Annotated in this window: 23 protein-coding genes and 7 pseudogenes; 16 read left to right on the top strand and 14 right to left on the bottom strand. The window is 68.9% G+C overall.

The genetic code is table 11. The annotated features are described in order from the left end of the window. Nucleotides 1-9: 9 nt before the first annotated feature. The 4 genes from ACFY9E_RS18700 to ACFY9E_RS18685 are packed head-to-tail and all read left to right on the top strand — an operon-like array spanning nt 10 to nt 3,520. A complete protein-coding gene (locus ACFY9E_RS18700) occupies nt 10-495 on the top strand; it encodes an SRPBCC family protein (RefSeq protein WP_390984945.1) in 486 nt (161 codons plus the stop codon). A 1-nt stretch (nt 496) separates the two neighbouring features. After that, entirely contained in the window at nt 497-1,177 is a 681-nt protein-coding gene (locus ACFY9E_RS18695) for a class II aldolase/adducin family protein (protein ID WP_390984942.1), read from the top strand. Continuing rightward, complete coding sequence (locus tag ACFY9E_RS18690) at nt 1,174-2,115, top strand: PfkB family carbohydrate kinase (protein ID WP_390984939.1); 942 nt, start codon at nt 1,174-1,176, stop codon at nt 2,113-2,115. Before ACFY9E_RS18695 ends, ACFY9E_RS18690 begins: the two co-directional genes overlap by 4 nt. Nucleotide 2,116: 1 nt before the next feature. After that, on the top strand, nt 2,117-3,520 hold the full coding sequence (locus ACFY9E_RS18685) for an aldehyde dehydrogenase family protein (protein WP_390984936.1): 1,404 nt from the start codon (nt 2,117-2,119) through the stop codon (nt 3,518-3,520). Between the two features lie 102 nt (nt 3,521-3,622). Here the strand turns inward: ACFY9E_RS18685 and ACFY9E_RS18680 are convergent, their stop codons facing one another. Continuing rightward, nucleotides 3,623-3,928, bottom strand: a complete 306-nt coding sequence (locus tag ACFY9E_RS18680) for a hypothetical protein (protein ID WP_390984933.1) — start codon at nt 3,926-3,928, stop codon at nt 3,623-3,625. A 47-nt stretch (nt 3,929-3,975) separates the two neighbouring features. On the opposite strand from ACFY9E_RS18680, the gene ACFY9E_RS18675 reads away from it, so the two are divergent. Continuing rightward, on the top strand, nt 3,976-4,563 hold the full coding sequence (locus tag ACFY9E_RS18675) for a TetR family transcriptional regulator (protein WP_390984931.1): 588 nt from the start codon (nt 3,976-3,978) through the stop codon (nt 4,561-4,563). A 691-nt stretch (nt 4,564-5,254) separates the two neighbouring features. Here ACFY9E_RS18675 and ACFY9E_RS18670 read toward each other — a convergent pair. Then, nucleotides 5,255-5,776, bottom strand: coding sequence for a hypothetical protein (locus ACFY9E_RS18670; protein WP_390984928.1), 522 nt, complete (start codon nt 5,774-5,776; stop codon nt 5,255-5,257). 428 nt (nt 5,777-6,204) lie between these two features. After that, nucleotides 6,205-6,672, bottom strand: coding sequence for a MarR family transcriptional regulator (locus ACFY9E_RS18665; RefSeq protein WP_390984925.1), 468 nt, complete (start codon nt 6,670-6,672; stop codon nt 6,205-6,207). 86 nt (nt 6,673-6,758) lie between these two features. On the opposite strand from ACFY9E_RS18665, the gene ACFY9E_RS18660 reads away from it, so the two are divergent. Continuing rightward, nucleotides 6,759-7,220, top strand: a complete 462-nt coding sequence (locus tag ACFY9E_RS18660) for an ester cyclase (protein WP_390984923.1) — start codon at nt 6,759-6,761, stop codon at nt 7,218-7,220. A 437-nt stretch (nt 7,221-7,657) separates the two neighbouring features. Then, nucleotides 7,658-8,026: a nucleotidyltransferase domain-containing protein gene (locus ACFY9E_RS18655; RefSeq protein WP_390984921.1), complete on the top strand. Its 369-nt coding sequence runs from the start codon at nt 7,658-7,660 to the stop codon at nt 8,024-8,026. Between the two features lie 165 nt (nt 8,027-8,191). On the opposite strand, the gene ACFY9E_RS18650 is transcribed toward ACFY9E_RS18655, so the two are convergent. Further along, entirely contained in the window at nt 8,192-9,298 is a 1,107-nt protein-coding gene (locus ACFY9E_RS18650) for a ricin-type beta-trefoil lectin domain protein (protein WP_390984918.1), read from the bottom strand. A gap of 401 nt (nt 9,299-9,699) precedes the next feature. Further along, nucleotides 9,700-11,121: a non-reducing end alpha-L-arabinofuranosidase family hydrolase gene (locus tag ACFY9E_RS18645; protein WP_390984915.1), complete on the bottom strand. Its 1,422-nt coding sequence runs from the start codon at nt 11,119-11,121 to the stop codon at nt 9,700-9,702. Between the two features lie 457 nt (nt 11,122-11,578). Here ACFY9E_RS18645 and ACFY9E_RS18640 point away from each other — a divergent pair. Beyond that, a pseudogene (locus tag ACFY9E_RS18640) lies at nt 11,579-11,996 on the top strand (hypothetical protein); the annotation flags it as partial. Between the two features lie 238 nt (nt 11,997-12,234). On the opposite strand, the pseudogene ACFY9E_RS18635 reads toward ACFY9E_RS18640, so the two are convergent. Further along, a pseudogene (locus ACFY9E_RS18635) lies at nt 12,235-12,531 on the bottom strand (DDE-type integrase/transposase/recombinase); the annotation flags it as partial. Nucleotides 12,532-13,221: 690 nt separating this feature from the next. On the opposite strand from ACFY9E_RS18635, the pseudogene ACFY9E_RS18630 reads away from it, so the two are divergent. Beyond that, a pseudogene (locus tag ACFY9E_RS18630) lies at nt 13,222-13,350 on the top strand (IS5/IS1182 family transposase); the annotation flags it as partial. 206 nt (nt 13,351-13,556) lie between these two features. Here ACFY9E_RS18630 and ACFY9E_RS18625 read toward each other — a convergent pair. Both ACFY9E_RS18625 and ACFY9E_RS18620 read right to left on the bottom strand, forming a co-directional pair. Further along, nucleotides 13,557-14,162 (bottom strand): lytic polysaccharide monooxygenase, encoded by a 606-nt coding sequence (locus tag ACFY9E_RS18625; RefSeq protein WP_390985136.1) that lies wholly within the window; start codon nt 14,160-14,162, stop codon nt 13,557-13,559. Nucleotides 14,163-14,748: 586 nt separating this feature from the next. Further along, nucleotides 14,749-14,988, bottom strand: a complete 240-nt coding sequence (locus tag ACFY9E_RS18620) for a hypothetical protein (protein ID WP_390985154.1) — start codon at nt 14,986-14,988, stop codon at nt 14,749-14,751. Between ACFY9E_RS18620 and ACFY9E_RS18615 the strand changes: the two genes are divergently transcribed. Next, nucleotides 14,971-15,498, top strand: coding sequence for a hypothetical protein (locus ACFY9E_RS18615; protein ID WP_390985134.1), 528 nt, complete (start codon nt 14,971-14,973; stop codon nt 15,496-15,498). The two genes, ACFY9E_RS18620 and ACFY9E_RS18615, sit on opposite strands and share 18 nt — an antisense overlap. 132 nt (nt 15,499-15,630) lie before the next feature. Here the strand turns inward: ACFY9E_RS18615 and ACFY9E_RS18610 are convergent. After that, a pseudogene (locus ACFY9E_RS18610) lies at nt 15,631-15,996 on the bottom strand (zinc-binding dehydrogenase); the annotation flags it as partial. A 483-nt stretch (nt 15,997-16,479) separates the two neighbouring features. Here ACFY9E_RS18610 and ACFY9E_RS18605 point away from each other — a divergent pair. The 3 genes and pseudogenes from ACFY9E_RS18605 to ACFY9E_RS18595 form a co-directional block, all read left to right on the top strand. After that, a pseudogene (locus ACFY9E_RS18605) lies at nt 16,480-17,025 on the top strand (S41 family peptidase); the annotation flags it as partial. A 76-nt stretch (nt 17,026-17,101) separates the two neighbouring features. Then, nucleotides 17,102-18,598 carry a hypothetical protein gene (locus ACFY9E_RS18600; RefSeq protein ID WP_390984912.1) on the top strand — a complete coding sequence of 499 codons (1,497 nt, stop codon included), beginning with the start codon at nt 17,102-17,104 and terminating at the stop codon, nt 18,596-18,598. Next, entirely contained in the window at nt 18,595-21,378 is a 2,784-nt protein-coding gene (locus ACFY9E_RS18595) for an NACHT domain-containing protein (protein ID WP_390984909.1), read from the top strand. The genes ACFY9E_RS18600 and ACFY9E_RS18595 overlap by 4 nt, the downstream gene beginning before the upstream one ends. A gap of 84 nt (nt 21,379-21,462) precedes the next feature. On the opposite strand, the pseudogene ACFY9E_RS18590 reads toward ACFY9E_RS18595, so the two are convergent. After that, a pseudogene (locus ACFY9E_RS18590) lies at nt 21,463-21,597 on the bottom strand (ATP-binding protein); the annotation flags it as partial. 76 nt (nt 21,598-21,673) lie between these two features. Next, nucleotides 21,674-21,862 carry a DUF6207 family protein gene (locus tag ACFY9E_RS18585; RefSeq protein ID WP_390984906.1) on the bottom strand — a complete coding sequence of 63 codons (189 nt, stop codon included), beginning with the start codon at nt 21,860-21,862 and terminating at the stop codon, nt 21,674-21,676. Here ACFY9E_RS18585 and ACFY9E_RS18580 point away from each other — a divergent pair. After that, nucleotides 21,861-22,094 (top strand): annotated as a pseudogene (locus tag ACFY9E_RS18580) (lamin tail domain-containing protein); the annotation flags it as partial. The gene ACFY9E_RS18585 and the pseudogene ACFY9E_RS18580 overlap by 2 nt on opposite strands. Nucleotides 22,095-22,428: 334 nt before the next feature. Here the strand turns inward: ACFY9E_RS18580 and ACFY9E_RS18575 are convergent. Beyond that, nucleotides 22,429-22,998 (bottom strand): hypothetical protein, encoded by a 570-nt coding sequence (locus tag ACFY9E_RS18575; RefSeq protein ID WP_390984903.1) that lies wholly within the window; start codon nt 22,996-22,998, stop codon nt 22,429-22,431. Between the two features lie 131 nt (nt 22,999-23,129). Then, nucleotides 23,130-24,005 (bottom strand): IS5 family transposase, encoded by an 876-nt coding sequence (locus ACFY9E_RS18570; RefSeq protein ID WP_390984901.1) that lies wholly within the window; start codon nt 24,003-24,005, stop codon nt 23,130-23,132. Between the two features lie 125 nt (nt 24,006-24,130). Between ACFY9E_RS18570 and ACFY9E_RS18565 the strand changes: the two genes are divergently transcribed. Then, complete coding sequence (locus tag ACFY9E_RS18565; protein ID WP_390984898.1) at nt 24,131-24,571, top strand: PAS domain-containing protein; 441 nt, start codon at nt 24,131-24,133, stop codon at nt 24,569-24,571. Then, complete coding sequence (locus ACFY9E_RS18560; protein WP_390984895.1) at nt 24,568-25,419, top strand: oxidoreductase; 852 nt, start codon at nt 24,568-24,570, stop codon at nt 25,417-25,419. The genes ACFY9E_RS18565 and ACFY9E_RS18560 overlap by 4 nt, the downstream gene beginning before the upstream one ends. Here the strand turns inward: ACFY9E_RS18560 and ACFY9E_RS18555 are convergent. Then, nucleotides 25,367-25,600: a transposase family protein gene (locus ACFY9E_RS18555; RefSeq protein WP_390985131.1), complete on the bottom strand. Its 234-nt coding sequence runs from the start codon at nt 25,598-25,600 to the stop codon at nt 25,367-25,369. The genes ACFY9E_RS18560 and ACFY9E_RS18555 overlap by 53 nt on opposite strands. Nucleotides 25,601-25,860: the final 260 nt, after the last annotated feature.

The following is a 25,860-nucleotide window of genomic DNA, read 5'->3' as shown; positions in this document are numbered from 1 at the left end:
AACCCTGCCATGAACCGTTTCGTCGTCGCCGAGACCGCCGTCATCGACGCCCCCCTCGGGCGGGTGTGGGACGTCATCTCCCGCACCGACCGGTACGCCGAGTGGGTCGCCGGAGCCATCGAGGTCACCGACCACCACGGCGTCGCCACCGTCGGCAAGACCTACTCCGAACACAACCGCACCCTCGGCCCCCTCAAGACCAACTCGGTCTGGACCGTCCAGGAGATCGAACCCCTCAAGCGCCGCGTCGACACCGGCACCGGATTCGCCCCGCTCCAGGACGTCACCAACATCTTCGAGTTCCGCCCGGTACAGGCTGCCGACGGCCGGGAGGCGACGGAGATGCTCTACCAGGTCGAGTACACCATCGGCCTCGGTCCACTGGGCCTGCTCCTCGACTCCCTACAGCAGCCCGCGATGCGCGCTGGCATGCGCACCTCCATGGCCAACCTCAACACCCTGCTCCGGTCCGAGCGCTCGACGACGGTACGTTGACATGTCGGCGACGCATGAGTCTGCCGAAGAACAGCGTGGCGCTGTGGCGGTGGCGTGCCATCGCCTTGCCACCGAGGGACTGTTGATCGGCACGGCCGGTAATGTGAGCGTGCGTGACGGCGATCGGATCGCGGTCACCGCGACCGGCACGGTCCTGGGAAAGTGCACGCCTGAACAGGTGACGGTGGTCGGTTTGGACGGCGGGATGCTCGCCGGGGACCTGGAGGCGACCTCCGAACTGGAGCTGCACCTGGGGATCTACCAGCGGTACAGTGCCGGCGCGGTGGTGCACACTCACTCGCCTCAGGCCACCGCGCTGTCCCTGGTGCTCGACGAACTTCCGTGCGTCCACTACCAGCAGTTGCTGCTCGGTGGTTCCGTACGTGTGGCGCCGTTCGGCGTCTTCGGCACCCCGGAGCTGGCCGAGCACGTCCTGGCGGCGCTCGACGGCAGGTCGGCGGCGTTGATGGCCAACCACGGCGCCGTCACGTTCGGGCCGACGCTCGCCAAGGCCGTGGAGAACGCGCTGCTACTGGAGTGGCTGTGCGGGCTTTACCTGCGTGCCGCCCAGATCGGTACACCGCGGCTCCTGGATGACAACCAGCAGACCGCCGTCGTCACCGCGGCGTTGCGGCGCGGCTACGGCACCACCCGTCCCAGAGGAGAGGACAGCACCCGATGAGCCAGACAGTCATTGCTCTCGGTGCCCACGTGTTCGACGTGCAGGTCCGGCCCGTCGAGGGCATTCCCGAAGGCCAGGGCGCGGCCCTGGTGGACCAGATCCGGTTCGGCCCGGCAGGCACGGCTGCCGGTACCGCGCTGATACTGGCCAAGCTGGGAGCGGCTGTGCGCACCGCAGGCGCGGTGGGCACCGACCCGATCGGCGACCTGCTGCTGAGCATGCTGGCCGGCCACGGCGTGGACACCTCTCTCGTCCTGCGCCGCGACGACACGCAGACCTCGGCCTCGGTACTGCCCATCCGACCCGACGGCAGCCGCCCCGCTTTCCACGTCCTGGGCGCGAACATCGCCTACGGGCCGGACGACGCCCCCCACACGGAGATCGCCGAAGCCACCCATCTGCACATGGGCGCACCCGAGCTGATGGGCGGTGAGGCTGCGGCGAAGATTCTCGCTCGCGCACGGGCCGCGGGTGTGGTCACCTCCGCCGACCTGCTCGTATCCGGCGACAGCGGCTTGTTCGACTGGATCGCGCTCGCGCTGCCGTATCTGGACTACCTGCTGCCCAACGAGGACCAGGTGCTCGGCCTCACCGGCGCAGCAACGCTGGAGGACGGTGCGCGCAGATTCCTCGCGGAAGGGGTCGGCTGCGTCGCAGTCACCCGGGGAGCACGCGGTGCGCTGGTGGTCACGAAGGACGACGTGATCGAGATCCCGGCCTTCGCGGTCGACGTGGTGGACACCACCGGCTGCGGCGACGCCTTCTCTGCCGGCTTCCTGCGCGGACTCGGCCTGGGACGCGGACTACGGGAGTGCGGCGTGCTCGGCTGCGCCGCCGCCGCGCTGGTGGCACAGGGACTCGGCAGCGACCACGGCGACTTCGACCTCGTCACCGCCGACGCCTTCGCCACCACGGCCGCCATCCTTGAATGCCGCTGACATGGACGGCATCGACACCACTCAGACGCCCGGCGCTGAAGCCGCGGCCACCGTTTCCCGACTGCGTGCCGTATTCGACTCCGGCCGCACGCGGCCCGTGGCCTGGCGTCGCGCCCAGCTGCGGGCTTTGCGAAGCCTGTTGACAGATCACGCACCGGAGCTGGGAGAGGCTCTCAAAACCGATCTCGGGAAGAGTCCGACGGAGGCGTTCACCACCGAGATCGGGTTCACTGTCAACGAGATCGACCACACGCTCGCCCACCTGAACGCGTGGACGCGTCCGCGTCGGACCGGTGTTCCGCTCGCGCTCGCGCCCGCCCGCGCCCGGCTGGTTCGGGAGCCCTTGGGCACCGTTTTGATCATCAGCCCGTGGAACTACCCGGTGCAGTTGGCACTGGCGCCCCTGGTCGGCGCACTGGCCGCGGGCAACTGCGCCGTCATCAAGCCCAGCGAACTCGCCCCCGCCACCTCCGCGGCCCTCGCCCGACTGCTGCCGCTCCACCTCGACCCGCAGGCGGTGGCCGTGGTCGAGGGCGGCGTCCCCGAGACCACGGCCCTGCTGGAACAGCGTTTCGACCACATCTTCTACACCGGAAACGGCACCGTCGGCCGGATCGTCATGACCGCCGCCGCACGCCACCTCACCCCGCTGACCCTGGAACTGGGCGGCAAGAGCCCCGCCGTGGTGGAACCCGGCACCGACCTGGCCACAGCCGCCCGCCGCATCGTCTGGGGCAAATTCATGAACACCGGCCAGACCTGCGTCGCACCGGACTACGTCCTCGCCGTGGGCGAGACGGCCAGCGCCCTCGAACCACACCTGGCCTCAGCCATCCGCGAGATGTACGGCGACGACCCGGCCACCAGCCCCGACTACGGCCGGATCGTCAACACCCGCCACTTCGACCGGCTCGTCGCCTTCCTCAAGGACGGACGCACAGTCACCGGCGGAGACCACGACCGCGACAGCCGCTACATCGCCCCCACCATCCTCGCCGACGTCGACCCCTGCGCCCCGGTGATGAACGAGGAGATCTTCGGACCAGTCCTGCCCATCGTCGCCGTCCCCGACCTGGACACCGCCATCTCCTTCATCACCGAACGCGACAAGCCCCTGGCCCTCTACGCCTTCACCGCGTCCTCCCACAGCAAGCACCGCCTGACCACGCAGACCTCCTCCGGCGCCCTGGCCTTCAACGTCCCCAACGCCCATCTGACCGTCCCCGGCCTGCCCTTCGGCGGCATCGGCGAAAGCGGCTTCGGCCGCTACCACGGCGAACACTCCATCGACACCTTCAGCCACACCAAGGCCGTCCTCAGCAAACCACTCTTCCCCGACCTGCTCCGGCTCGCCTACCCACCCTTCACCACCTGGAAAGAACGACTACTGCGCCTGCTGCTGTGACACTCGCAAGACCCGCTGCACCAAGACGACGGCCGCTTCGGGAGCATCGCCCGAGTGGCATCACCGTTCCTACGGGAAAGCCAGCCAGCGGCTGACCGCGCTCTACGATGGGAACCGGTGGTTGAACGACCGTGCGGTCGCCAGGAGCGCGAGGACGAGCGCGGCGGGTATCGCGTAGGCGAGTCGGAAGTGGCCGGTGGACCCGTGGATTCTGCTGGCGGCCCCGCCGGCGAGCACACCCGTGTAGTTGAAGACGTTTATACGGGCGAGGACCGCTTCGGCCGCCCCCGGTCGCAGGCGTCCGGCGCAGGCAAGGCACAGGGGGACGAGTGCGCAGACCCCGAGCCCGGTGCCCGCGGCGGCCCGGAGGGCGCGTTTCCGGGGCGCCGACCCAAGGAGCGGCCGCATATTGTCGAGTGACCTGATCACGAGACTTAGTCGTCTAAGATGGAGTCATGGCTCACGTATCCGCGGCGGAGCGCCGCCCCCAGCTGATCAAGGCCGCCATCGACCTGATGACCAGGGAAGGCGTCGCCGCCGGCAGCACCCGCGCCATCGCCGCCGAGCTGGGGGTGGCACAGGCGACCGTGCACTACACCTTCGGCACGAAAGAAGACCTCTACCGGGCCGTCATGGAGCAGGTCACCGACAACCTGGTCGCCCAGGTGGAGCGGGCCGCACCCACGGACGCGAGCTTCGAGGAAACCATCGTCACCCTCGCCGAAGCGTTCTGGCGCACGGTGATCGAACAGCCCGAGGCCCATCAACTGCTGACCGAACTCAGCATGCTCGCCCTGCGCACACCGCACCTGAAGGAGGCACTGCACAGCCACTACAGCCAGGTCCTGGCGGTGACGGCAAAGCTGATCAGCGAAGCGGCCGAGCGCACCGGCCACCAGCTGGCCCAGCCCGCCGAGACGATCGCGAGGTTCTTCCTCGCGGGCTTCGACGGACTGACGATGCAGCACCTCTCCCTGCCCGACGAAGAGGCCGAACGAGTCTGCCTCGGGGCCTTGATCTCGGCCCTCCTGGCCATGGCCTGAGGTGACCCCCCGGCCGCCCCGGCCAGGCAGACGGAGTCCTTGGTGTCACTTTCCGCGCGTCGCGGCGCCAGTCCCCGTGAGGACTCCGTGTGGCTGCTCAGCTTGATCTGTAGCTTCCGGCGTCGAACGACTTCTCGAATTGGGGGCAAGTCCCGGTCACCGCCGTGCAGGCAGAGCCTCCCCAACCGAAGGCGCGCATGATCGCGGGTCAGGAGCAGTCACCGCGTTCGGCCGGGGGTGCCGGGTGCTGCTTTCCCGGCCGGTCTGCACCTCGCGAGATCCTCGTGGTCGAGGACGATCGTGTCCTCGGCCTGCCGGGCTCCCACCGCTCGGCCTCCGGACGCCGCTGCGAGGGCAACTGGCGTACTGGGAACCAGCCACCTCGCTGAGCTGGGGGCTGAGTTCAGAACCCGGCGCACCCGCAGACGCTTTGATCACCTCGTGCAGCGTCGCCACGACGGTACACAGCCCTCATCACCGTGGCGTACCCGGTGCGGCGCATTTGGTGCTGGCTACGGCCGTGATGCCGCTCGATCTGGAGCCCCGGGTGGCTTTGTTCACGAGCATCGACAGAAGTTGTTCACCGTCTCGGGAGACACCCGGATCGGCCCTGGGGCGATGTTCATAGGAACGGGAGGCACCGGATAGTCCGGCCTCCTTGAGCGACCGTGATTCACCCATCGCTCCCGGGTTACGGCCCTTCCGCCAGCCTCTGGACTGTCCGCCAGCGCGGGGCCTCGTCATCAGGGACGTCCGGGGAAACGAAGTGAAACGGCACGCCAAGGTGGCTGGCCAGCGCCCGGCCTGCCTTGGCGGCGGCAACGCCAGGCGGAGAGCCGTCAGGCTGGTGGTGGACGGTCGCCAGGTGGCTCTCCCCCTCTGGGGCGTCCAGGACCGCGACCAGGAGCACGAACCAGTCGTGCACGGTATCGCCGTCCCAGAACGCCTCCACCGCCGCCACACGGCCCGGTAGAGCTGCGGCGCGTACTGCGAGTGAGGGGAGGTCGAGCGGATCGGGCGGCGTGCGCTGCACTCGGTCGCCGAGGGCCTCGTATCGCGCGTGAACCACCCGCTCGACCTCGTGCAGACCCACCCCCAACGGACGCAGTGCTTCCCAGACCGTCCTGACCGCCGACAGCCGACGATCACGCAGCACGTCGGCGTCGACCTCCCGGCAGGTCCGTTCCTCCAGGTAGGCCCACCAGCCGCTCACTGGGCCACCAGCCGGGATTTCAGGACGCGCGTCATAGGCCCGAACGTACGTCAGGGCGCGGAGCCCGACCCAGCCGCCCCTTGGTGGTGCTGTCCAATCTCGGTTCTGGCACAGATCTTGGGGAGTGGTCGCGGAGGGGTACAGCGATGTTCGATTGCGAGGCTCGACCTCGCGCGAGACCGCGCACATCCCGTCGCCGCAGCGACCCGCGGGTTGGGGAACGAACGAGGACGGCGAGGACGCGTCCATCGATCCTGGCGGGCCGGTGCTGCACCGCCCGCTGGCGGATGCGTGGGCGGTGTGATTCGCGGACGCCACACCGCCTGGAAATCCGCTCGGCAGCAACAGTGATGGAGCCCTTTGAATTCGGCCACCCCTGATCGGCTTCGCCTCAGAGTTGCTCTGCTTGATTCCCCGGCTGCCCTCTCTCAGCCCCTGTGCATGCGTTCGGTCTGCTCGCTGCCGACTGCGGTGATGCGCTGCAGATACCGCTCGATCACCGTGAGTTCCTCGTCGGTGAAATCGTCGAGAGCCTGGGCGAAGGCCCGACCGGGTGCCTCCCAGGCGGCTTCGACCTCCGGGCTACGAGGGGCCGTGAGGGATACGAGCATCTTGCGCCGGTCGCCGGGGTCGGGCTGCCGCTCGACGAGCCCGGCCCGTTCCAGCCGGTCCACGAGGCGGCTGGCCGACCCTGAGGTCAGCCCTGTCAGCTCTGCGATTTCGCCGGTAGTCCGCGGCCGGGACTCCAGCCCGAGCAGGCTCACACACTGCAGATCGGTTGGGTGCAGGCCTAGCCGTTCGGCCATTGCCTGGTTGAACAGGGTGTAGGCAGCGTGGTGCCGCCGGGCGGCCACATTGACGGCGGCCACTATCTCCGCGCGGGTGTGGTTTGACATGAGCTTATCCTCTAGGGCCAAATGTATGCGTCACACAGATTATGCGTGACGCAGGGACCTTCTGTCACGACACACGGGAGACCGTCATGGCCTACCAGGCCTCGGAATACTTACGTGCCCTCTACGACCGCTGGAGCGCGATGTGGCGCGGTGACTTCAGCCACGCCGAGGACATCCTCGACCCCGGCTTCGTCGTCCATCAGGCACGCCCCGACGGCACCGACTCCGAGGCGATCACCGGCCCAGCGCGGCTGTTGCCCGAGATCGAGCAGACCATGGCCGCGTTCGGCGACATCGCCATCACCGTCGACCTCGGCCCCATCGTCGACGGCGACCTGATCGCCGCACGCTGGACCATGCACGCCACTTACACCGGCGGCATCCCCCACGCCACCGCCCCCGCCGGCACGAAGATCGCTTTCAGCGGCCACGACATCCTGCGCGTGGACAACGGCAAGTTCGTCGAGTACTGGACCTGCACCGACATCCTGGATGGGCTCGGCCAGCTCGGAGCCGTCTCCGGCCCAAACGGCCCCGCCCAGCACTGAGGCCACCGTAAACCGACAGACTTCAACTGACCCGGTCGAGAACGTCAGGCCGCCTCGCGCCGGCTTTACAGAGCCGAGGCCTCCTGCCACCGGAGCCGGTCGAGCATGCACGCACCGCGCCGGATGCAGGCGGGGCACTGCCCTCGTAGCGGCTGCCGCCCGAGCCGGAACTCCAGGACTTTGATCCGCGGTCTGCCCCCAGGGGTGTCCGGCCAACCAGGGTGCGCGCAGCCATCGCGGGAGCGACGCCGAAGGCGCCCCCTGACGTGCCTACGCGTTCAGACACGCCATGGGCGGGTGGCCTCGGTTCATCGAGGGCGTACCGCTCGCCGAAGTTCCCCAGCCCATTGAGGAGTTGATCAAACGAGGCCAGGAGTACCCATGGTCATTTTCATGGATCCCCATCAACAGCAGCACAAGGCACAGTGGCCCCATGAATGAACGAGGGCTGGACCGCAACGGGAACGATCGCACGCGAAGGCGCACTGGACCGAGTGCCGGCAGCGTTCGTTCCCGTTGTCGATGCCGCCCGCGCTCATATCACCGAGAAGTTCGGCAGAACGCGCCTGCACAGCGCCTTCCTCTACGGCAGCATCCCCCGTGGCACTGCCACCCCCGGAGTCTCCGACCTCGACCTCCAGCTCGCCCTCCACGACGAGCCCACCGAAAGCGACCGCGCCGACGCCGAAGCAATTGAGGCCGTACTCGACCGCGCATTCCCGCAGATCGATGGCGTCGGAATCGTCGCTCTACCGTGTGCCGTCGACGAGGCCGGGTGTTCCGGGGCAACGGCCGCCGGGTGGTGACGCGCGGTGTTCCTCCTGACTCCCCTGCAGCAGAGCTGAGAACCGTGAGCGGCCCGCCGTACCAGTGTTCCTGGTGCGGCGGGCCGTTCCCTGTTCGGGTGGCCGGCCCTGGGTCGGCCTCACACGGGGAGAACCCGGAAGGGGTTCAGACCCCGGGAGTGGGGGTCATCCGGTGGTGAGGGTGGTCCACTTCTGGTTGGAGCCGCCGTGGCAGTCCCACAGGTGGAGCTGTGTGCCGTCGGCGGTGGAGGCACCCGGAATGTCCAGGCAGCGGCCGGAGACGGGGTTGCGGTAGCCGCCGTTGAAGGGCTGCCAGATCTGGTTGGCGCCGCCGTGGCAGGACCAGAGCTGCACCTTGGTGCCGTTGGCCGTGCCCGCCCCGGCGACGTCGAGGCACTTGCCCATGGAGCGCAGGGTGCCGTCGGTGTAGGCGGACCAGAACTGGTTGGCGCCGTCGCTGCATCCCCACGTCTGGACGGCGGTTCCGTCAGCGGTGCCGGCGCCGTTGACGTCCATGCACTTGCCGGGGATGCCGGACTGCACGCGTGCGGGGGCGGGGGCGGGGTTCCTCAGCCACCCGGCGCTGTCCGCGGACCGGATCCCGCGGTGGAAGGCGTCGGCCATCTTCTGAAAGCCGGAGTCGTTGGGGTGCAGCGCGTCGACCAGGTCGGCCGTGGTCAGGCTGCTCATGTCCACGTAGGCGACGCGCTTGCCCGCGGACTGTGCGTCCCGCACGATCTGGGGGATCGCCTGGTTGTAGGCGGCCCGGTACTGCTCCTCGGAGCCGCTGGTGGACACGACCAGGGAGGCCACGAGGACGGTCGCGTCGGGGGCGGCGGCGGTGATCTGGTCGACCAGCGACCTCAGCCGGGCGGTGGCGGTGGAGACCTGGTAGCTCTCGTTGAGGTCGTTGGTGCCGATATGCAGCGTCACGACGTTGGGCCGGTAGCGGGTCAGCGAGGCGTCGGTGAGGGCGGCGACCTGGTGGATCTTGTACCCGGGGTGGCCTTGGTTGTCGTTGTCGGACATCGAGCCGCTCCGTTCCGTGCCCACGAAGTCCAGCGGATGCCCGTCCGTCGCGAGCCTGTTCCACAACGGCCCGCGGTAGCCGTCGCCGGTGCTGCTGCCCACGCCCCAGGTGATCGAGTCACCCAACGGCATGACCCGCAAAGGGGTGTCGGAGGCGGCGGAGGCAGGGGCCACACCCGCCGCCGTCACCCCGAGCACGGCGGCGACAAGCGTGACCAGCGGGAAAATCCAGGGCTTTCTCATACAGGCGTCCTCTTCTGCGAGTGATGGTGAATTAGCGGGTGGGGGATAGCCGTTGGTGCCAGCCACTCGGCACCCGTGTTGCTGCCGATCTGGGCCGGACAACTCCGCCCTCACTGAGCGTCCCGGCGGCTCACACCGCGAGGATCTGCCAGTCCTGGTTGGAGCCGCCGGTGGAGGGCCACTGGGTGACCTTGACACCGGGCCGTTCGCTCATGGTCCGGGGTGGGCTCGCGTAGTCGCGGCAGGAAGGCGGCCCGGAAGGGAGGAACCCCGGCCGACGTGCGGCTGGGGTTCCTCATGCGGTGGATCGGTCAGGGGTGGGTTCGCCCATGTCGTGGACAGCTCGTCCACGCGTCGGCGGGCCGCCACCCCGCGTCGCGATCACCGTGGAGCGGGCGGGGTCAGCGCTGCAGGGTGAGCAGGCCGGGCCGGTACGGCAGGGACAGGTAGTCGGTGCCAGGCGGGGTGTTGGGGTCCCGCCCCTGGTAGAGGAACTGCAGGTTGCAGGGGTCGATGGTCATGGTCTGGTCGGAGTTGACGCGGATCATGTCACCGTGGCTGATGTCGTTGGTCCAGGTCTGGTTGGTGTTGGCCTTGCCCGCGAAGGGGTTGCTCTCGGTGCCGGCCTGCTCGGTCCACTTGTCCTTCAGGCTGGGGGCGGTGAAGGAGCGGAAGTAGCGCCCGTTGGCCCCCCGCGCCTCGACGATCATGAGGTACTGGTTCTGGCCCTGGACCTTGTAGACCTCCGGGGCCTCGAACAGGCGCTCCTCGGTGTCGCTCATGACCGTCTCGTACGACGAGCCGAAGCTGCTGGGGAAGTTCGCGAGCGGCATGGTCGACTTGAAGATGCCGCCCTTGTCATTGGCGAAGAACAGGTACATGTTCTGGTCGTCGGCGATCAGGGTCGGGTCGATCGGGCCGCCGACGGGGAGGCTGCCGGTGAACAGCGGCTGCGGCGCGGACCAGCTGTTGGGGTTGGTGGGGTCGCTGGACGTGCGGTAGGTGAAGGGCCAGGCGGTGTCCCACCCGTTCGAGGCCATCACCCAGATGTTCTTGGTCGAGAGGTAGAACAGTTCGGGCGCGATCACTGACCCGCTCACCTTGCTCTGGGTGGCTGTCCCCATGTCCGACCAGTTCGTGAAGGGACTGAACATCGTCGCGCCCCACGCCTTGCCGTCGGAGGTGGTGGCGTAGACCAGGTTCTGGCCGTTGATCTTCGCGGTGGTGAAGTCCTTCACCGCGAGCGCGCCGTTCTGCGGTTGCGCCAGCGGGGCGGTCGAGGACCACCGGTACGTCGACGGAAGTGCGCACGTGGTGGGCGTCCCGGACAGGCCGGTCCACTTCTGGTTGTTGCCGCCGTTGCAGTTCCACAGCTGCACCGCCGTGCCGTTGGCCGTGGCGCCGCCGCTGACGTCCAGGCACAGCCCCGACTCCACGGCGACGATCGTGCCGTCGGCGTTCGCCCGCCACTGCTGGTTCGTGCCGCCGTTGCAGGACCAGATCACCGGCCGGGTACCGGCCGTGGTGGCGTGGTTCGGAACGTCCAGGCACTTGTTGCCGTACACGGTCAGCTGGTTGTTGTCCGTCAGCGTCCACCGCTGGTTGGTACCGCCGTTGCAGTCCCAGATCTGCACATTCGTGCCGTCGGTCTGGCTCGCGCCCGACACATCGAGGCACCGGTTGGAAGCGACGCCGCGCACGGCGCTGGTGGTGGCCGCCTCAGCCGGGCCGGCGAGGAGCGTCGCCGCCAAGGCGGCCAGGGCGGCAACGGTAGCCGCGAGCACCGCAGACGGGTGTTTGCGGCTGAAACTACGTCTGTGCATGCGAACCTCGTCATCCTTTGAACTGGCGGTACCGGTTCGCCCGTCAGAGGCTGTCCGGAATCCAGCGGGGTGCGGCCCTGGTGCGTTCGACATACCGAACTAGGGTCGAAGTGTCGATCGACTGGATCTTAAGGTTCCGGCGGACCGCGTCAATATTTTTGGCATGATTCGCGAGCCAAAATCGCAGATTGAACCAGGCGGCTTCGGATTCCGTGGATATACGGGTCTCTTGTCGCGAGGGGGAGGTAGCAGTACCTGCGGGCGCGGGCTGATGATCATTACGAAGCCCGACGGCGGGTTCGCCGACCGATCAGGCGCGCGTGTGCCTCGCTGCGCCGCTACCGGCCTCAGCCACACTTCAAGGTTTATGTCAGAGCAGCACGACGAATACCGTCGACTGCTTCATGATCACTTCCACCCAGGACCACGACCCTCGTATCACCTTCCTGCGCGAACGCAGAGTGCCGAACGTGGGCTGCTGCATGGCTACTGACTGTTGTTCGGCTACGGCTTGCGTGCATCCCGAGCTTTGGGCTGGCTGGCTGCCGCCATGCTGATCACCATCGTGCTGCTGATGGGCTGCGGGCTCCCCCAGGACGCCCCGAACCAGGAAGCGACCGGCATCGTGCCACCCGGTGGGGGCAAGGTCAGCTTTGAGATCGACAAGAACGACCCACAGAACCCCACCGGTACCAGGTTCACTGGGAAGCGCTTCGAAAAGGGCCCTGAACATCACCTTCAACTCGGTGGTGTTCCGCTCCAGCGGGCAGGACCTGACCACCACCGGCACCTACATCGAGATGGCGTCCCGCCTGACCGAGCCCATCCTTCTGGACCTGGCGGTCTTGGCCGCCCGTAAACGCGTCAAACGCTGACCCAGCCCGCCCACGACCAATGGTGAGCAGAACGCCCGCCGTTAACGCCGTTAATACCCTCGAGCGTGAGCCTGCGTCAGTCTCTAGCGCGGTGTCAACCGTTAACGGCGTAATACCCAGGAGACCGAGGAGGGGGCCCGTAGCGAGGCCGGGCAGCCTCGTCGGCGTTGTCACGTTGTCGGGTGGGGGTGTCTGACGGTGTGCCGGGGCGTGGTGGAGTCGGGTTCGGGCTGTGTGCTCACGGCGCGGTGGGTAGGCCGGCGACGCCGGTGATCTGCTCCCAGATCGCGAAGCGGACGGTCATCTCGACTCGATAGTCGGATGCGGGGATCAGATGGCGGCCGGGTCGGAAGTGGGGCGTGATGCCGCTGAATGCGGACAGGAACCGCTGGGCTCCGCTCACGGAGCGGCAGCCTTTCATCGCCCGTTCGCGCTGCCTGGCCGGCTGGTGGCTATTCTCCGCCCGGTTGTTCAGGTACTTCGACTGCCGGTGCTCGGCGCAGGGCATGACCTCGCGGTGGGCCGCGCCGTAGGATCCGCGAGCCCGACACGGAACTTCCCCTGCCAGGACACGAATTCGCCCGACGCATCAGCAAGATGCTCGCCGCGGCCGACCGGCCCCACTCTGGGACAGCCGCCCCAGCCACCCCGCCCCCGGTCCCTTCCTCTCCCGGGAAACCGGCTCAGTCGACCGCGAGCCGATGCAGACGATCACCGAGCAGATGGGCACCGCTAAACGCTGAGGACGTGCGGTCGGCGCGTCCGGGGGTGCGCTGCGGTTCCCTCGTGAGGCCGACAGACACCGGCGTACGTCACGCCAGAAACGCAACTCCTGCGCAACCGGGCGGCTATGGCGCCCGTGTAAACCAATGGCCACTCCAAGCGGCACGACATTCCGGCTGAAAACGGGAGAAAAATATGCATAAAGCTGTAATCGGGTTGTTCGTGGCACTGGCAGCTGTGCTCGCGGTAGCACCGCTCACCAGCGCCGACCAGACCGAGACCGTCCGTCGCCTGCTGCGGCCACATACCGAAGTAATGGGCGCTGGCCACTAGCGTGATCCTGCAGAGGGCCCACAGCTCGCTGGCGGCCCTCCTTTCGTCCGCAGCGGTCACCAGCCGCAGCTGACCACCCATCGTCTGGGCGCGCCTACGCTGGCGCGCTCGTCACCTGGGCGAAGAAGCACCTGACCTGACCATCAAGACCGTCTCTCGGCCGAAGGACACTTCCGGGTTCGTCGTGCTGCCTCGCCGCTCGGTCGTCGAACGGTCCCTGGCCTGGATGATGAACGCCCGTCGTCACGCGCGCGACTACGAGCGGCTCGTCCAGCACTCAGAGACCGTGATCACCTGAGCTGCGATCACCCTGATGACCAGGCACATCACCCGGCAGAAGCTCCCGAACGCGACTGATCGTCGCGGCACTGACGGTCAGGAACGCAGGAAGCCCCGTCGGGGCAGGGTGACCAAATGGGGCCCCTGCCCCGACGGGGCTCGGTCGGCCGGACGGCAGGTTACCGGCGCCCGGTAGGTGCCGGTGCCGTGTTCGTGCTTTGCGGCTCAGCCGAAGTTCACGTCGCTGCACCACATGTAGGCCTGGTCGAGGTGCGAGGCCTGCCAGATCACGAACAGGATGTGGTGTCCGGTGTAGCCGGAGGTCTGGACAGGGAACGTGATGTTCTGCGCCGGGGCGAAGCGGCCGGTCTGCGTGATGAAGTCGAGGTTGCTCCAGCCCAGGGTCTGGGTCTTGGGGTTGAAGCCCTGCTTGCTCACGTAGACCCTGAAATAGTCGGCACCGTGGGACGCCTGGTCGTACAGGTGGACCGAGAAGTTGTTGCCGATGGTGGTGGTCTTCCACGGTCCGGGCTTGTTCAGGCTGGCGTTCCTCGAGAGGTTGTTGCTGCAGAGCGTCCCGTCGGGGGTCCGTGCCTGGAACTGACCACCGAGGCCGTCGCGGAGCGCGCTCATCCAGTTCCACATGGTGTCGGGGTTGGCCTGGAAGGCCTGCCAACACATGGGGTCTTGGGTCTGCATGGCCGGGTTCGTGTGGTTGCTGCCCCACGTCTTCCAGCATTGGTACGCGCGGGTGGCGGGGCCGACGACGGTGCCGTGAGCCTGGGCGGGGGCCGACCAGGTGAGTGCGCCGACAACCATGGCGAACAGCATGACGAACGCCTGGAGAGGCCGGCGGAGGGACGCCCGCGAACGCCCGGTTAACGGACTCTTTTTGCGCATGTGGGGGGACTCCTTCCAGTTGCAAGGCTGTCATGGGAGCGCTCCCAACGGTAGGTATTCCGAGTGAGATGTCAATGAAGCAGACGGAGTTCATTACAGGGATGGACGGCCAGCGGGGAATCTGCCGTGAGCCGGGAGTCGGAACCGTTCTTGGGACCGGAAAGCGAGGTTGCGGCCTGGGCCGGTGGTGCCTGGCCGACGATGCCACCCTCTCCTGGCGCCAGCCGATATCAGGGGATCAAACACTCATTCCGGGATAAAACATCGGGAGAAAACGACTTCTTAACGTCCCAAGGCTGTCCGCCGAGAGGTCCGTCGAAGTCCAGGCCGGAACTCCAGGGGATGAGCTGGTGGGGGAACCATTCGTCTGCTGAGGCCAGATGCCGGTCGAAGCAGCGCTCGGCGTACGGTGCGAGTTAGGTCAAGACGGCACGGTCGGGCAGGCCCCGACGGTTCCGTCGCCCCAGGCTCCCGCCAGGTCGGCTGGGCCTGGTACGACGCGAGCCACAACGATCTCCTACGCGAACCGGGCAGTATTGTCGGCAACGTCGTGCGCCGATCGCTCACCTCCGCCGACATACCGGAGGCCACCTTCCGCGAACTCGCGGACAAAGCCGAGGACCTGTGGCCCTCGCCCTGGCGCGAGGCCATCCTCGATGGCATCGAGCGCCGTGCCGTCATCGGCACCCCCATCGCCGAGTACGTCCCCGACAAACTCGTCAACGGGCGTCTTGCCCTCGTGGGAGATGCCGCGCATGTGCCGACCCCGATGACCGGCTCGGGCTTCAGCGCATCGCTCCACGACGCCGAGGCCGTCGCCGAAGCCGTTTGCTGTGGGCGTGCGTGGATCGACGGTGGCACAGGCCCTCGAAGGGTACGAAACGAAGCGGCTCGGCAACGTCCGTGGCATGGTCCAGTCGGGACAGCAGTTCAGCCGCTCCTTCACCGGTCGAGCCGCCTGAGTTCATCCCGGGCGCGGACGTACCGCCCGGCACGACCCGCGCGCTTTCTGTGCATCCAGGTCAGTGATAGACCAGCCACATCAGGTCCGCAGGGCGTGGTCTACGGACCAGCTCTCTGCCCGTCTGATTGGCCGCTTATCGGCCGAGTTCGAGACCTGACTGAAGGCCGTCGGCGTCGGCAGCGTCGACATGGCCGACAACCTCCGCCGGATCGACACCAACGGCGACGGCAAGATGAGGCTAGTGCCCCGTGGCCGACGGCCCATGTGCCACGTGCCGTGCCCGAGTGGGGGCGGCCTGCTTGACGAGGCGACATGGAGATCGGCCCGCTTCGAACCGCCCGCTCGCCGGTACCGATCGAGGGCACGCTCGCTACGCAGGCCCGCACGTTGCGAGTTACCTACCTCATGGGCCTGTTCCGATACAGATCGGTCTGCTCAGATGCAGATCACGATCTTTCCTCGGGTGCGTCCGCGCTCGGCGTGCGCGTGGGCGTCGGCGATCCGCTCCAGGGGGTAGGCCTGTTCGATACGGGGTGTGTAGCGGCCTTGCCCGCCCAGTTCCGCCGCCGCGGACAGGCGAGTGGAATCGTTCTCCGCGTTGACCACATGCGTGCCCAGGCGCTGTCCGCCCGCGTGGTCGGCGACCGTCGCGACGCGCTTCGGGTCGCCCGCGATCGCGACGAGGTCGTCCAGGGAGCCGGAGGCCGCGGTGTCGAGCACGATGTCGACGCCGTGCGGAGCGAGGGTGGTGAGGCGCTGTGCAAGGCCGGGGCCGTAGGTGGTGGGAACGGCGCCGAGGCAGCCGCGCCGACGTCCAGGCCTACACCAAGCGCAGCGACGATTCTGGCGGCAACGGCTACATCGACTTCCACGGCTGACACCGCCCCGCCCAGCCCCAGGCCCGGCCCCGCTGCACAGCCCGCCTCAGCCCATGGCTGGGGGGCTGAGGCGAAGATGCCAGGAACCGCGATCCCAGAGCAACGTGCGTAGCGCACCACCGCCCGGCCCGTCGGCGAACACACCGAATGCCGCCCAGGTTCCAGTTCCCGCTCCCACGCATCGGGTCTTGAGCAATCGCTGCACCCGCCCGTCAACCGCCGTGACTTCGGCCGCTGCCCGCCAAGCGCCTCTTCGCCCCGCTCCACCCTCACGCAGACGTGTCGGCGGTCCTGGAGCGGTCGGAGACAGCGCTGGCCGACTGGCGGCCGGCGGCACCCGCGGCGCGCTGTGCGAGCGACGGGTGGTGGCTGGTGCTGGTGAGCGGCTGCCCGCTGTCCCGTCAGCGGGAGGGTGCAGCTCCACCGTGACCTGCGGGTCGAGGTGGCCCGGGAGGGCCTGGTGGTGGACGTCCGCGAGAACCGCGGCGGCCACACCTCGCAGCTCGTGGTGGAGAACCTGGCCCGCCGGATCTTCGGCTGGGACCTGCCGCGCGGCATGCGCCCGGGTCAGCTATCCGCAGGACGCGCCGCGCGGACCGGTCGTCGCCGTCGCCAACGAGTTCTCCGGCTCTGACGGCGACATCGTCAACGCGGTAATCAATGCGCTCGGGATCGGCCCGTGGCCGGCACCCGAACCTGGGGCGGAGTCAGCGGTATCGACAGCCGCTACCGCCTGGTCGACGGTACGCTCATCCCCCAACCCAAGTACGCCTTTTGGCCGGAGGTTTACGGGTGGGACGGGGACAACCGCGGCGTGGACCCGGACGTGGAGGTCATGCAGCGGCCGCAGGACTGGGCCGTCGGCCGGAACGTGCAGCTTGACGAGGCGGTGCGGCTGGCGCTGGAGGCGCTGGCGGACCACCCGGCGAAGGTGCCGCCTCCGCTGCCGTGACCGGCGGCGGCGCCCGTCCACAACACCCGGCCGCGGAACCGACCGGCGGCCGGGCCGGGAACATCGGGGGGGAACGATGAACGCAAGGCACCTGGTCGTGGTGATTCCCGGGATCGGGGGCAGCGTCTTGGAGCGCACCCGGCCCGCCGGCAGGGCGGCGAGGGCCTGGGACGCCGGCCCGAAGGGCATCGCGGGACTCCTGGTGCGTCCCGGCCGGCTCAGCCTCGACGAGGAGTCGGAGCTGCGGCCGGTCGGGCTGATCACCTCCAAGCACCTGCTTCCCGGGTGGACGGTCGTGCACGGCTACGAAGGGCTCGTCCAGGGGGTCGGCGCCGGCTTCCCGGGCGCCCGGATCGACTTCGGGCACCCCGAACGACCGGATCCGCGCGCCGACGTGCTGCTCTTCCCGTACGACTTCCGGCGCAGCATCGCCGAGGCGGCGGACCGGCTGGCCGCGCAGATCCATCTCCGGCTGGCGGGCCTGAGCGCGGCGGAACGGCGCGGCCGGGTGGTCATGGTGGCGCACTCGATGGGCGGCCTGGTGGCCCGGTATTGGCTGGGCGTCCTCGGGGGTTGGCGGGAGTGCCGTGCGCTCATCACGCTGGGTACGCCGCACCGCGGCGCGCCTAAGGCCCTCGACTGGCTCGTCAACGGCGTCCGGGTCGGGGGCGTGCCGTTACCGAGGGCGTCCCAGGTCATCCGCGGCTGGCCGTCGGTGGCCGAACTCCTCCCCCGCTACCCGATGATCCTCGACACCAGCGGCCCGGCCGGGCCACGGCGAGACGTGCCCGACGCAGCGGAGCGGGACAACAGCGGTCGGCGGATCCTGTACCCGCACCAGCTCCCCGTCGACTGGCTGCGCCCGCACGCCCGGCGCGCGTTCGACTTGCACCGTCAGATCGAGACGGCATGGGCGGAAATACCGCGGTCGGGGACGGAGATGCGCCCCCGGTTCTCCTGGTCCCACCCCACCCTGACCGCCGGGCACTGGGACGGCACCCGGTTGCGGGTCACCCGGGAGCAGCCCGACTGGCTCACCCTCGACGGCTGGGAGGACGACCTCGGGGACGGCACCGTCCCCGCAGCCAGCGCGGTGCCGATCGAGGACAGTGACCGGGACACCTCGGGCATGCGGACCCGCGAACGGCACGGTCCGCTCGCCGCTGCGGACTGGAGCGGCCCGCTCATCGGCGGCTACCTGCGACGGGACGGACTGGCCCGGCTGCGGGGCGGCGGCGAGCGGCCGGTTTCGCTGGGACTGGAACTGGCGGAGGCGTATCTCCCCGACGCGCCGATCCCGGTGCGCGCCACGATGCTCGGCCTGTCCGGTGAAGCGGCCTCACAGGCCCCCGCAGACCCGCTGTGGGTGGTGGCGCGGCCCGACGGCGACCCGGACGCGGAGCCGGTGGCGGTGCCGCTGGAGTGGGACGCCCGCACCCGGGACTTCCACGGCGAACTCCCGGCCGCCGCGCCGGGTCTGCACACCGTGACGGTCACCGCGCAGGACGTGCCCGGCGGAGGAGATCTGTCGGTCGGCGAGACGCTCGCCGTGATCGACGGGGACGAGGCATGAACCGCTGGCCGCGCTGGTCCCTGGAGGGCGAGCCCGTCGCGCTAGCCAAGTACGTGACCCCGGACGCGGTGGCCGCGCTGGTGCGGCTGCCGGGAGCATCCTCGGCGGGCAGGACCGACCGGCTGCGCGAGGTCTACCGCGCCCTGGCCGCCGTGGAGATCGGCTACGCCTTCGAGTCGCCGTCCGACGAACGCGGCCGCCAGGTGATCCTCACCCCCCGGGAGGTGCTCTGGTCCCCGCGCCACGGCACCTGCCTCGACTTGGCCGTCGTCCTGTCCGCCGCCTGCATGACGGCGGGGCTCCACCCGGTGGTGCTGCTGCTCCGGCCGGCGGACGGCGACTTCGAGGCCTCCTCGACCGGTCATGCCCTGGTCGCCGTGCGGATGACCGACAAGGCGCCCGCCGGCACCCCGGCCGGCCCGGTGTGGCCGCAGCCCCCGGCCGGTTTCGCACAGGCCGTGCAGCGGACCGTTCCGGGGCCGCCCGGCGCCTACGTCGTCATCGACCCGGTGGGTGTGGCCAAAGCGCTGCGGTCCACGCCCACCGAGGGGCTCGGGGTCGGTTTCGAGGAGGCCGCCGTCCGCGGGGCGCGGTACGTGTCCAGCAGGAACTGGGCCTGGCACACGGCGATCGACGTCGGTTCGGTGTGGCGGGAACGCGACCAGTACCCGCTCCTGGAGTCGTCGGACGCCGTGCTGCACAGGCCCCCGACCACCGCCGCGGGCTCCCCGTCCGTCCGGGCGCGCGCCGGGACGCGGGCCCTGGCCGGTCCCGACAAGGCCCTGGACGACATCGCCGCCGCGCTCGCGGAGGCGGTGCGCGGCCAGTGGGAGAGCGAGCAGCTCCGGCACCGGTCCCACGATCCGTTCCCCCTGCCGGTGCACTGGGGCAACGCGCCCGCGGACCTGATGGACCAGGGCAGCAACATCCAGAACCTGCGTCAGTCGGAGCACACTCCGATGGACCTCGGGGGCGACCTGCGGGTGATCGCCGACATCTATGACCAGGTGCCGTCCGGCCGGCTCGTCGTGCTGGGGCAGGCGGGCGCCGGGAAGACGGTCCTCGCGACCGAGTTCGTGCTGACCCTGCTCGACCCGGGACGCTGGCGGCGGAGGAGGCCCGTCCCCGTCCTGCTCTCCCTGCTGTCCTGGGACCCGTCCTCAGGGGTGTCCTTCCACCGGTGGTTCGGTGAGCAGCTCCTGAGCACCTACCCGGGCCTCCAGCACGCCGAGAAACAGAGCTCCGGCACGGTCTCCCGGCTGCTGACTACCCGTCGTGTGCTGCCGGTGCTGGACGACTTCGACGGGCTGGCTCCGGGGCTGCGTCCAGAAGCCGTCCGGAAGATCAACGCGTCCCTCAAGCAGAGCGAGGGGTACCTCCTGCTGAGCCGGCCGGACGAGTACCGTGCCGCGGTGGCCGAGTCCCGCGCGCTGAAGAAGGCGTTCGTCGTGTGCCTGGAAGACCTGACGGTGCAGGACTACGCCGACTACCTGCCGCTGTCCGCGGTCCCGGAGGCCGGCGGAACCCGCACGGCCTGGGACCCGGTGGTGGACCGGCTCGGGCGGGACACCGCCGCTCCGGAGACGGAGGTACTGCGCGAGGCCTTCACCACACCGCTGGCGGTCGCCCTGGCCCGGCGTATCTACAGCGACGGCGACGCGGGCTCGGCGAAGGACCCTGCGGAACTGCTGGAACCGGACCGTTTCGCCACCCGCGAGAGTGTGGAGGAGTACCTGCTGGGGGAGCTCATCGAGGCCGCGTACGCGCCCGAACCGGACGACTTCCCGCGGCCCGCGCCGTGGTCCCGGCGGTCCCCGCGGGGCCGCCACTCGGCCGATCAGGCCAGGAAGTGGCTGGGCTACCTGGCGCGCGACATGGAGGCACGCTCCACGCGCAGCATCGCGTGGTGGGAGCAGAACCTGGCACTGCCGCCCCTGTTCTTCGTGACGGCCGGGGCGCTGTTGGCCGCCCTGTCACTGGGCGGCAGCGCCCTGCTGGCCCCGCTGTTCGGCATCCACCCGGACTACCCCGTTCTCGCCCTGCTTCCGCTGCCCGCCGTGCTGTACGTGCTGCACTACCCGGTCGCGCGCCGGACGTCCACGATGTTCCTTCGGACGGTGACGGTGCAGCGCACGACCGCCGCGCGTCGGCTGTTGCTCCGCCGTGCGCTGTTCAGCGGGAGCATGCTGGCCCTGATCACGCCGGTCTGCTACTTCCTGCTGTTCCAGAATGCCGGGAGCGCCCGGATCGGCTGGCCGACGGCTTGCGTCCTGGGCTTCGGCACGGGCGTCTGGTCGTTCGGGAAGACGTGGGTCGACTACGGCATGGAGCCGGTGGACATCGCGCGGGCACCGAACCCGATACACCTGCTGGAGAACGCCCGCTGGGGTCTGCTGCGCACCTTGAACACCACGTGGCTGGCCCTGCTCGTGTGCGTCGGCGTCCTCTTCGCCGGTTGGCGGCCACCCGATGTGGCGGTGCCGCGCGCGGTCCTGCTGCTGATGGTCCTCTGGTTCGCGTTCATTACCGTCGCCGTCGCGTTCCTGTCCGGCCCCTGGGGGTACTTCACGCAGACCCGGGTATGGCTGGCCGTCTCCGGACGTCTCCCATTGCGCCTGATGGCATTCCTCGACGACGCGCACCGCCGCGGGATCCTGCGGCAGAACGGCGCCGTGTACGAGTTCCGCCACGTGCTGCTGCAGCGGCATCTGGCCAAGCGGCCGGCGCGTTCCGCCCCGGCGGACCGTCCGTCCGGCGAGCAGCGCAAGTCGGCGCCCTGACCACTCGGCCGGTGCCGCACCGGGACGAAAGGCGAGCGGCAGCAAACGCTGGCTCCTCCTGGGGGCGGAGTCCGGTGACACAGCGCCGGCAATGCCCAGTTCCAACAGCACCGGCCCGGGCGCATACCTGCGGGCGTCCGTGACCAGGTGGCTGACCACCAGCTGGGTCAGTGCGCTAACTGGGTGCTGACGGAGAAAGCGGCGACGCAGTCGCCACACTGGGTGCTCGTCCCGGGGCGCCCGCTGCACGGAAAGGCCGGCCGCGGGCGTCTGCGCGCCTTTCGCCTTGGGCGACTCAACGGCAGCCGGACACCGGCTGGCCCGCGTCTCGTGTGGTGCGTTCCACGGAGGTGGTGGCCCACCGGGCGGTGAGCGCCGTGTGGAAGGCGAATGCGGTCTCGTCGTCGGCGGCGGCGATGTCGACCACGACCAGGCCGGGCTCGGGCACGTGCACTTCGTTGATCCCACTGGGGGGATTCCTCATGCGCATCCGTCGCATCCTCACCGCTTCCGCGACCACAGCGGCCGTCGCCGCGCTCGGCCTGGCCGCTGCCGTTCCGGCGCAGGCCGCCGAGTACTCCTCGGCCCTGAAGATCGAGGGCGTGCAGTACGACGCTCCGGGCCGGGACTCCAACAGGTGATCGGGCGGCAACACCAAGAACGAGTACCTGACAATCAAGAACTACTCGAAGACTGTCCTGGATCGGCTCCTGGGGCAGCATCGACCGGGGTGGAAGTTCCCGGATCTCCTTGCAATTGCACGTAGAAGAGACGTCGATAGAGTGGCCGCAAATGAACGGATGACGACCGAAGGTGGATCCGAGATGCGTTCGCCCACCCGTTCTGTGACCGTTCGCCGAACGGTTCCGCCCGACGTCTCCAGGCCCTCACCTTGCACCGCGGCGAGCAGAACACCGCATCCGAGCGGCGGTCGATGCCGACCACCCAGCGGGCCCTGCACTCTGGGCATTCCACCTCGCCCGTACCGTTCCGGACAGCCGCCAGGCGGACCTGCCAGGTTCCATGGCGAAACTCCTGCCTGACGGGGCTCTACGACATCAGGTGGGTGGCGGAGCGGGCCCGCTCCCACATGCCGGGAATCTGCTCGGTCGGGCGCTGCTGTTCGCCGTGCAGAGCGTTGAGTACGACCAGGCACCCGGTCAGGGCCGGCACCGCCCACTGGGCGGTGGCCAGCTGTCGCCGCGCCTTGTCGAGGTCGATCGGGTGCTTCTCCGCCTTCTCGGCGTCATCGGGGTCGGTGGAGGAGGCCAGCTCGACCTTCTTGCCTAGGACGCGGGCGTAGGCGGTGGCGGCCAGAGCCGCAGCGGTGATGACGGTCTTGGCCGCGGTAGAGGCGCCCACGCCCTGCTGCGCGGCGACACGGTGCGCGTTCACGGCGAGCAGCCCGCCACCACCGAACAGGTGCGCTCCGATCGCGGCGGCGTTGACCGGCGCCCACTTCGCCCAGCCCGACGAAGAGATCCGGTCACGGCTCGTCTCCGTGCCGCCTTCGCCCTGAGCCGCCCCGTTGAGGCCGACCGCCCCCATCAGAGAGCCTCCGAACCAGGCAGCCAGACCAAGATCATGAAGGCTGCGGATGGCGGTGTTGCGTTCAGACATGGCCGAGCTCCTTGAGGATCTGTCGGAAGGGCCTGGCCGACGTGGACGGCGAAGCCCACCCCAGCTTCGCCGGACTGCGTTTGCCCTGCCATCACGGCAGGCCAGACGAGTGACAGAGGCAGGGTCCGTCTTCAAACGGATCTTGCCCAGAGCTGGAACGACGCGAGAGAGACCGCTGCCTCGTATGAGGTGGCGGTCTTGTCATATCTGGTCGCGATGCCACGGAAACCCTTGAGCCGGTTGAAGCAGCGCTCGACGATGTTGCGGCGGCGGTAGGCCTCCCGGTCGAATCGGGGTGGTCTGCCGCCTCGACGGCCCCGGTTCAGCCGGTGGCGCTGCTGGTCGGCCTTCTCCGGGATGGTGTGCACGATGCCGCGTTTGCGCGGGTAGGCGCGGAGGCCGCGGGAGCTGTAGGCCTTGTCGGTGATGACCTGGTCGGGTCTGCAGCGAGGCCGGCCAGGACCGGTACGTGGGACGTGGATGCGTTCAAGGAGGGGGCGTGCACAGATGCTGTCGTGGCGTTGGCCTGGGGTCAGCAGGATCGCGAGGGGGCGGCCTCTGCCGTCGCAGGCGAGGTGGATTTTGGTGGTCAGTCCGCCCCGGGATCGGCCGAGGGCGTGATCGTCCGGTTCGTCCGGCCGGTGCCGCCCCCTTTTCGGCCGGTGGCGGCGGCGTGCTGGTGGGCGCGGACGATGGTGGAGTCGATCTGGACCGTCGATGTCCCCGGCCGCGTCCGCCCGGGTCTGGGCCTCTTGCAATACCCGGGTGAACACCCCGTCGAGCGCGTAGCGGCGGAAACGGGTGTAGACCGTCTGCCACGGCCCGTAGCGTTCGGGCAGGTCACGCCAGGAGATCCCGGTCCGGATCTTGTAGACCATTCCGTTGATCACCCGGCGGTCCTCCACCCGCGGCCGGCCTGTCGCAGCCCGCGGTATCAGCGGAGCGAGCAACTCCCGCTCCTGGTGGGTGAGTTCATGACGTCGTACCACCCGACCATGATCCACCATCTAGCGATCTTTGAGGACGGACCCTAGATCGTCCTCTGGTGAGCCCGGCCGCTGGACTGCTCGTACATTGGGGTGTAGGAGTCGCGCTCGCAGGCCTGGGGAGCGCTCGACGACAGCGGACCGCGATGACAGCGGACATCGACTTCACGGCGTTTTTCGACGCCACACCAAGCCCGTACCTGGTGCTGGACGCGGACCTGGTGATCCGCTACGTCAACGCGGCATACCTAACGGCCACCGGGCGGGCCAGGAAAGACCTGGTCGGGAGGCACTTCTTCGACGCCCTGCCCGAGAATCCCGGCGCCCCCGACGACGCACATAGGAGCCCGAAGGCGTCGCTGCTCCGGGTCCTGGATACCGGGGAAGCGGACACCCTGGTACTGCAGGGTTATGACATCTCCGCCCCCGATCAGCCGGGTGCGTTCGAGGAGCGGTGGTGGTCCGAAATCCACACTCCGCTTCCTGGGCCGGACGGCGCGGTGAAGTGGATCGTCCAGCGGGCCGAGGATGTCACCGCCTTCGTCCAGGCGCGCCGAGCGCGCGAGCTGGCCAGATCGCCACCATGACCACCAAGGTCGCACTCGTCACCGGAGCTTCGTCGGGGATCGGCGAGGCCACCGCACTCAAGCTGCGCGAGGCCGGCTACACCGTCTACGGCGCGGCGCGGCGTGTGCAGCGCATGCAACACCTGACCAAGCAAGGGATCCAGCTGCTGGCCATGGACGTCACCGACGACACCTCCATGCGGGACGGCGTCGAGAAGATCATCGCCGACAACGGCCGACTCGACGTCCTCGTCAACAACGCCGGCTACGGTTCCTACGGCGCCGTCGAGGACGTACCCCTGCAGGAGGCCAGGGAACAGTTCGAGGTCAACGTGTTCGGCGCGGCGCGCCTGACCCAGCTGGTCCTGCCGCACATGCGGGCGCAGCGCTCGGGAACCATCGTCAACATCACCTCGATGGGCGGCCGCATGTACACCCCGCTGGGAGGCTGGTACCACGCCACGAAGTTCGCGCTGGAAGCGCTCAGCGACTGCCTGCGCATGGAGGTCAAGCCCTTCGGGATCGACGTCGTGGTGATCGAACCGGGCGGGGTCAAGTCCGAGTGGGGCGGCATCGCCGCGCAGAAGGTCCGCGCCGTCTCCGGCACCGGCCCGTACGCCCCGCAGGGCAACGCCGTGGCCGAATCGCTCAGTTCGGAGGCCAGTCAACGCCGCATGTCGTCGCCGGACTTGATCGCCAAGACCATCGTCAAGTCCGTCCAGGCACGCCGGCCCAAGACGCGGTACGCCGTCGGCTTCGGTGCCAAGCCCATGATCCTCCTGCACAACATGCTGCCCAACCGCACCTTCGACGCGTTCATGCGCCGCGCCACCGGCGTGCCCGCGAACTACGTGCCCGCGAACAACTGACATGACGGTCGTGAAGACCGCGCTGGTCACCGGCGCGCCGTAGGGGGCAGAGGAACCTGCGGACGGGCAGGCAGAGGACGGCCCGTCTGCCACCACTGGGCACATCAGCGGGAAACCGCAGGTAGGAGCTGTGAATCCGCCGCGACCAGCTTCCACAGTCAGGGCAATCGGACCCGGGCACCGTGCTCTGGGCCTCGATGCGTACCGCTTCGTCGGTCACGTCGACTGACAGCACAACCACGTCCGAGATCGACGGGAACAGTAACTCCTCCGGCCGGAGCACTACTTCTTCCACGGGCCGAACTGTCAGCCACACTGCCCTGGGGACGAATCATTTTCAGGCAGCTTCCCGAGGTCCCGCCCGCCCGACAAACGTCACTCCGCGTGGTGATTCACGGAAGTGAGCCAGAACCCGTTCTCGTGAACAGAGCCAGGTAGGTC

Origin of the sequence: Streptomyces sp. NPDC012466 (assembly GCF_042955215.1) — a bacterium.
Classification (GTDB): domain Bacteria; phylum Actinomycetota; class Actinomycetes; order Streptomycetales; family Streptomycetaceae; genus Streptomyces.
The sequence above is the reverse complement of the archived record's forward strand: the minus strand, read 5'-3'. Positions and strand labels throughout refer to the sequence as shown.

What these genes read in the sequence shown, in the direction of transcription:
- ACFY9E_RS18700 (WP_390984945.1), top strand. Translation starts at nt 10, where the DNA reads ATGAACCGTTTCGTCGTCGCCGAGACCGCCGTCATCGACGCCCCCCTC.
- ACFY9E_RS18695 (WP_390984942.1), top strand. Translation starts at nt 497, where the DNA reads ATGTCGGCGACGCATGAGTCTGCCGAAGAACAGCGTGGCGCTGTGGCG.
- ACFY9E_RS18690 (WP_390984939.1), top strand. Translation starts at nt 1,174, where the DNA reads ATGAGCCAGACAGTCATTGCTCTCGGTGCCCACGTGTTCGACGTGCAG.
- ACFY9E_RS18685 (WP_390984936.1), top strand. Translation starts at nt 2,117, where the DNA reads ATGGACGGCATCGACACCACTCAGACGCCCGGCGCTGAAGCCGCGGCC.
- ACFY9E_RS18680 (WP_390984933.1), bottom strand. Translation starts at nt 3,928, where the DNA reads ATGCGGCCGCTCCTTGGGTCGGCGCCCCGGAAACGCGCCCTCCGGGCC.
- ACFY9E_RS18675 (WP_390984931.1), top strand. Translation starts at nt 3,976, where the DNA reads ATGGCTCACGTATCCGCGGCGGAGCGCCGCCCCCAGCTGATCAAGGCC.
- ACFY9E_RS18665 (WP_390984925.1), bottom strand. Translation starts at nt 6,672, where the DNA reads ATGTCAAACCACACCCGCGCGGAGATAGTGGCCGCCGTCAATGTGGCC.
- ACFY9E_RS18660 (WP_390984923.1), top strand. Translation starts at nt 6,759, where the DNA reads ATGGCCTACCAGGCCTCGGAATACTTACGTGCCCTCTACGACCGCTGG.
- ACFY9E_RS18655 (WP_390984921.1), top strand. Translation starts at nt 7,658, where the DNA reads ATGAACGAGGGCTGGACCGCAACGGGAACGATCGCACGCGAAGGCGCA.
- ACFY9E_RS18650 (WP_390984918.1), bottom strand. Translation starts at nt 9,298, where the DNA reads ATGAGAAAGCCCTGGATTTTCCCGCTGGTCACGCTTGTCGCCGCCGTG.
- ACFY9E_RS18645 (WP_390984915.1), bottom strand. Translation starts at nt 11,121, where the DNA reads ATGCACAGACGTAGTTTCAGCCGCAAACACCCGTCTGCGGTGCTCGCG.
- ACFY9E_RS18625 (WP_390985136.1), bottom strand. Translation starts at nt 14,162, where the DNA reads ATGCTGTTCGCCATGGTTGTCGGCGCACTCACCTGGTCGGCCCCCGCC.
- ACFY9E_RS18620 (WP_390985154.1), bottom strand. Translation starts at nt 14,988, where the DNA reads ATGCGCGGCATCTCCCACGAGGGCAAGACGCCCGTTGACGAGTTTGTC.
- ACFY9E_RS18600 (WP_390984912.1), top strand. Translation starts at nt 17,102, where the DNA reads ATGAACGCAAGGCACCTGGTCGTGGTGATTCCCGGGATCGGGGGCAGC.
- ACFY9E_RS18595 (WP_390984909.1), top strand. Translation starts at nt 18,595, where the DNA reads ATGAACCGCTGGCCGCGCTGGTCCCTGGAGGGCGAGCCCGTCGCGCTA.
- ACFY9E_RS18585 (WP_390984906.1), bottom strand. Translation starts at nt 21,862, where the DNA reads ATGAGGAATCCCCCCAGTGGGATCAACGAAGTGCACGTGCCCGAGCCC.
- ACFY9E_RS18575 (WP_390984903.1), bottom strand. Translation starts at nt 22,998, where the DNA reads ATGTCTGAACGCAACACCGCCATCCGCAGCCTTCATGATCTTGGTCTG.
- ACFY9E_RS18570 (WP_390984901.1), bottom strand. Translation starts at nt 24,005, where the DNA reads ATGGTGGATCATGGTCGGGTGGTACGACGTCATGAACTCACCCACCAG.
- ACFY9E_RS18565 (WP_390984898.1), top strand. Translation starts at nt 24,131, where the DNA reads ATGACAGCGGACATCGACTTCACGGCGTTTTTCGACGCCACACCAAGC.
- ACFY9E_RS18560 (WP_390984895.1), top strand. Translation starts at nt 24,568, where the DNA reads ATGACCACCAAGGTCGCACTCGTCACCGGAGCTTCGTCGGGGATCGGC.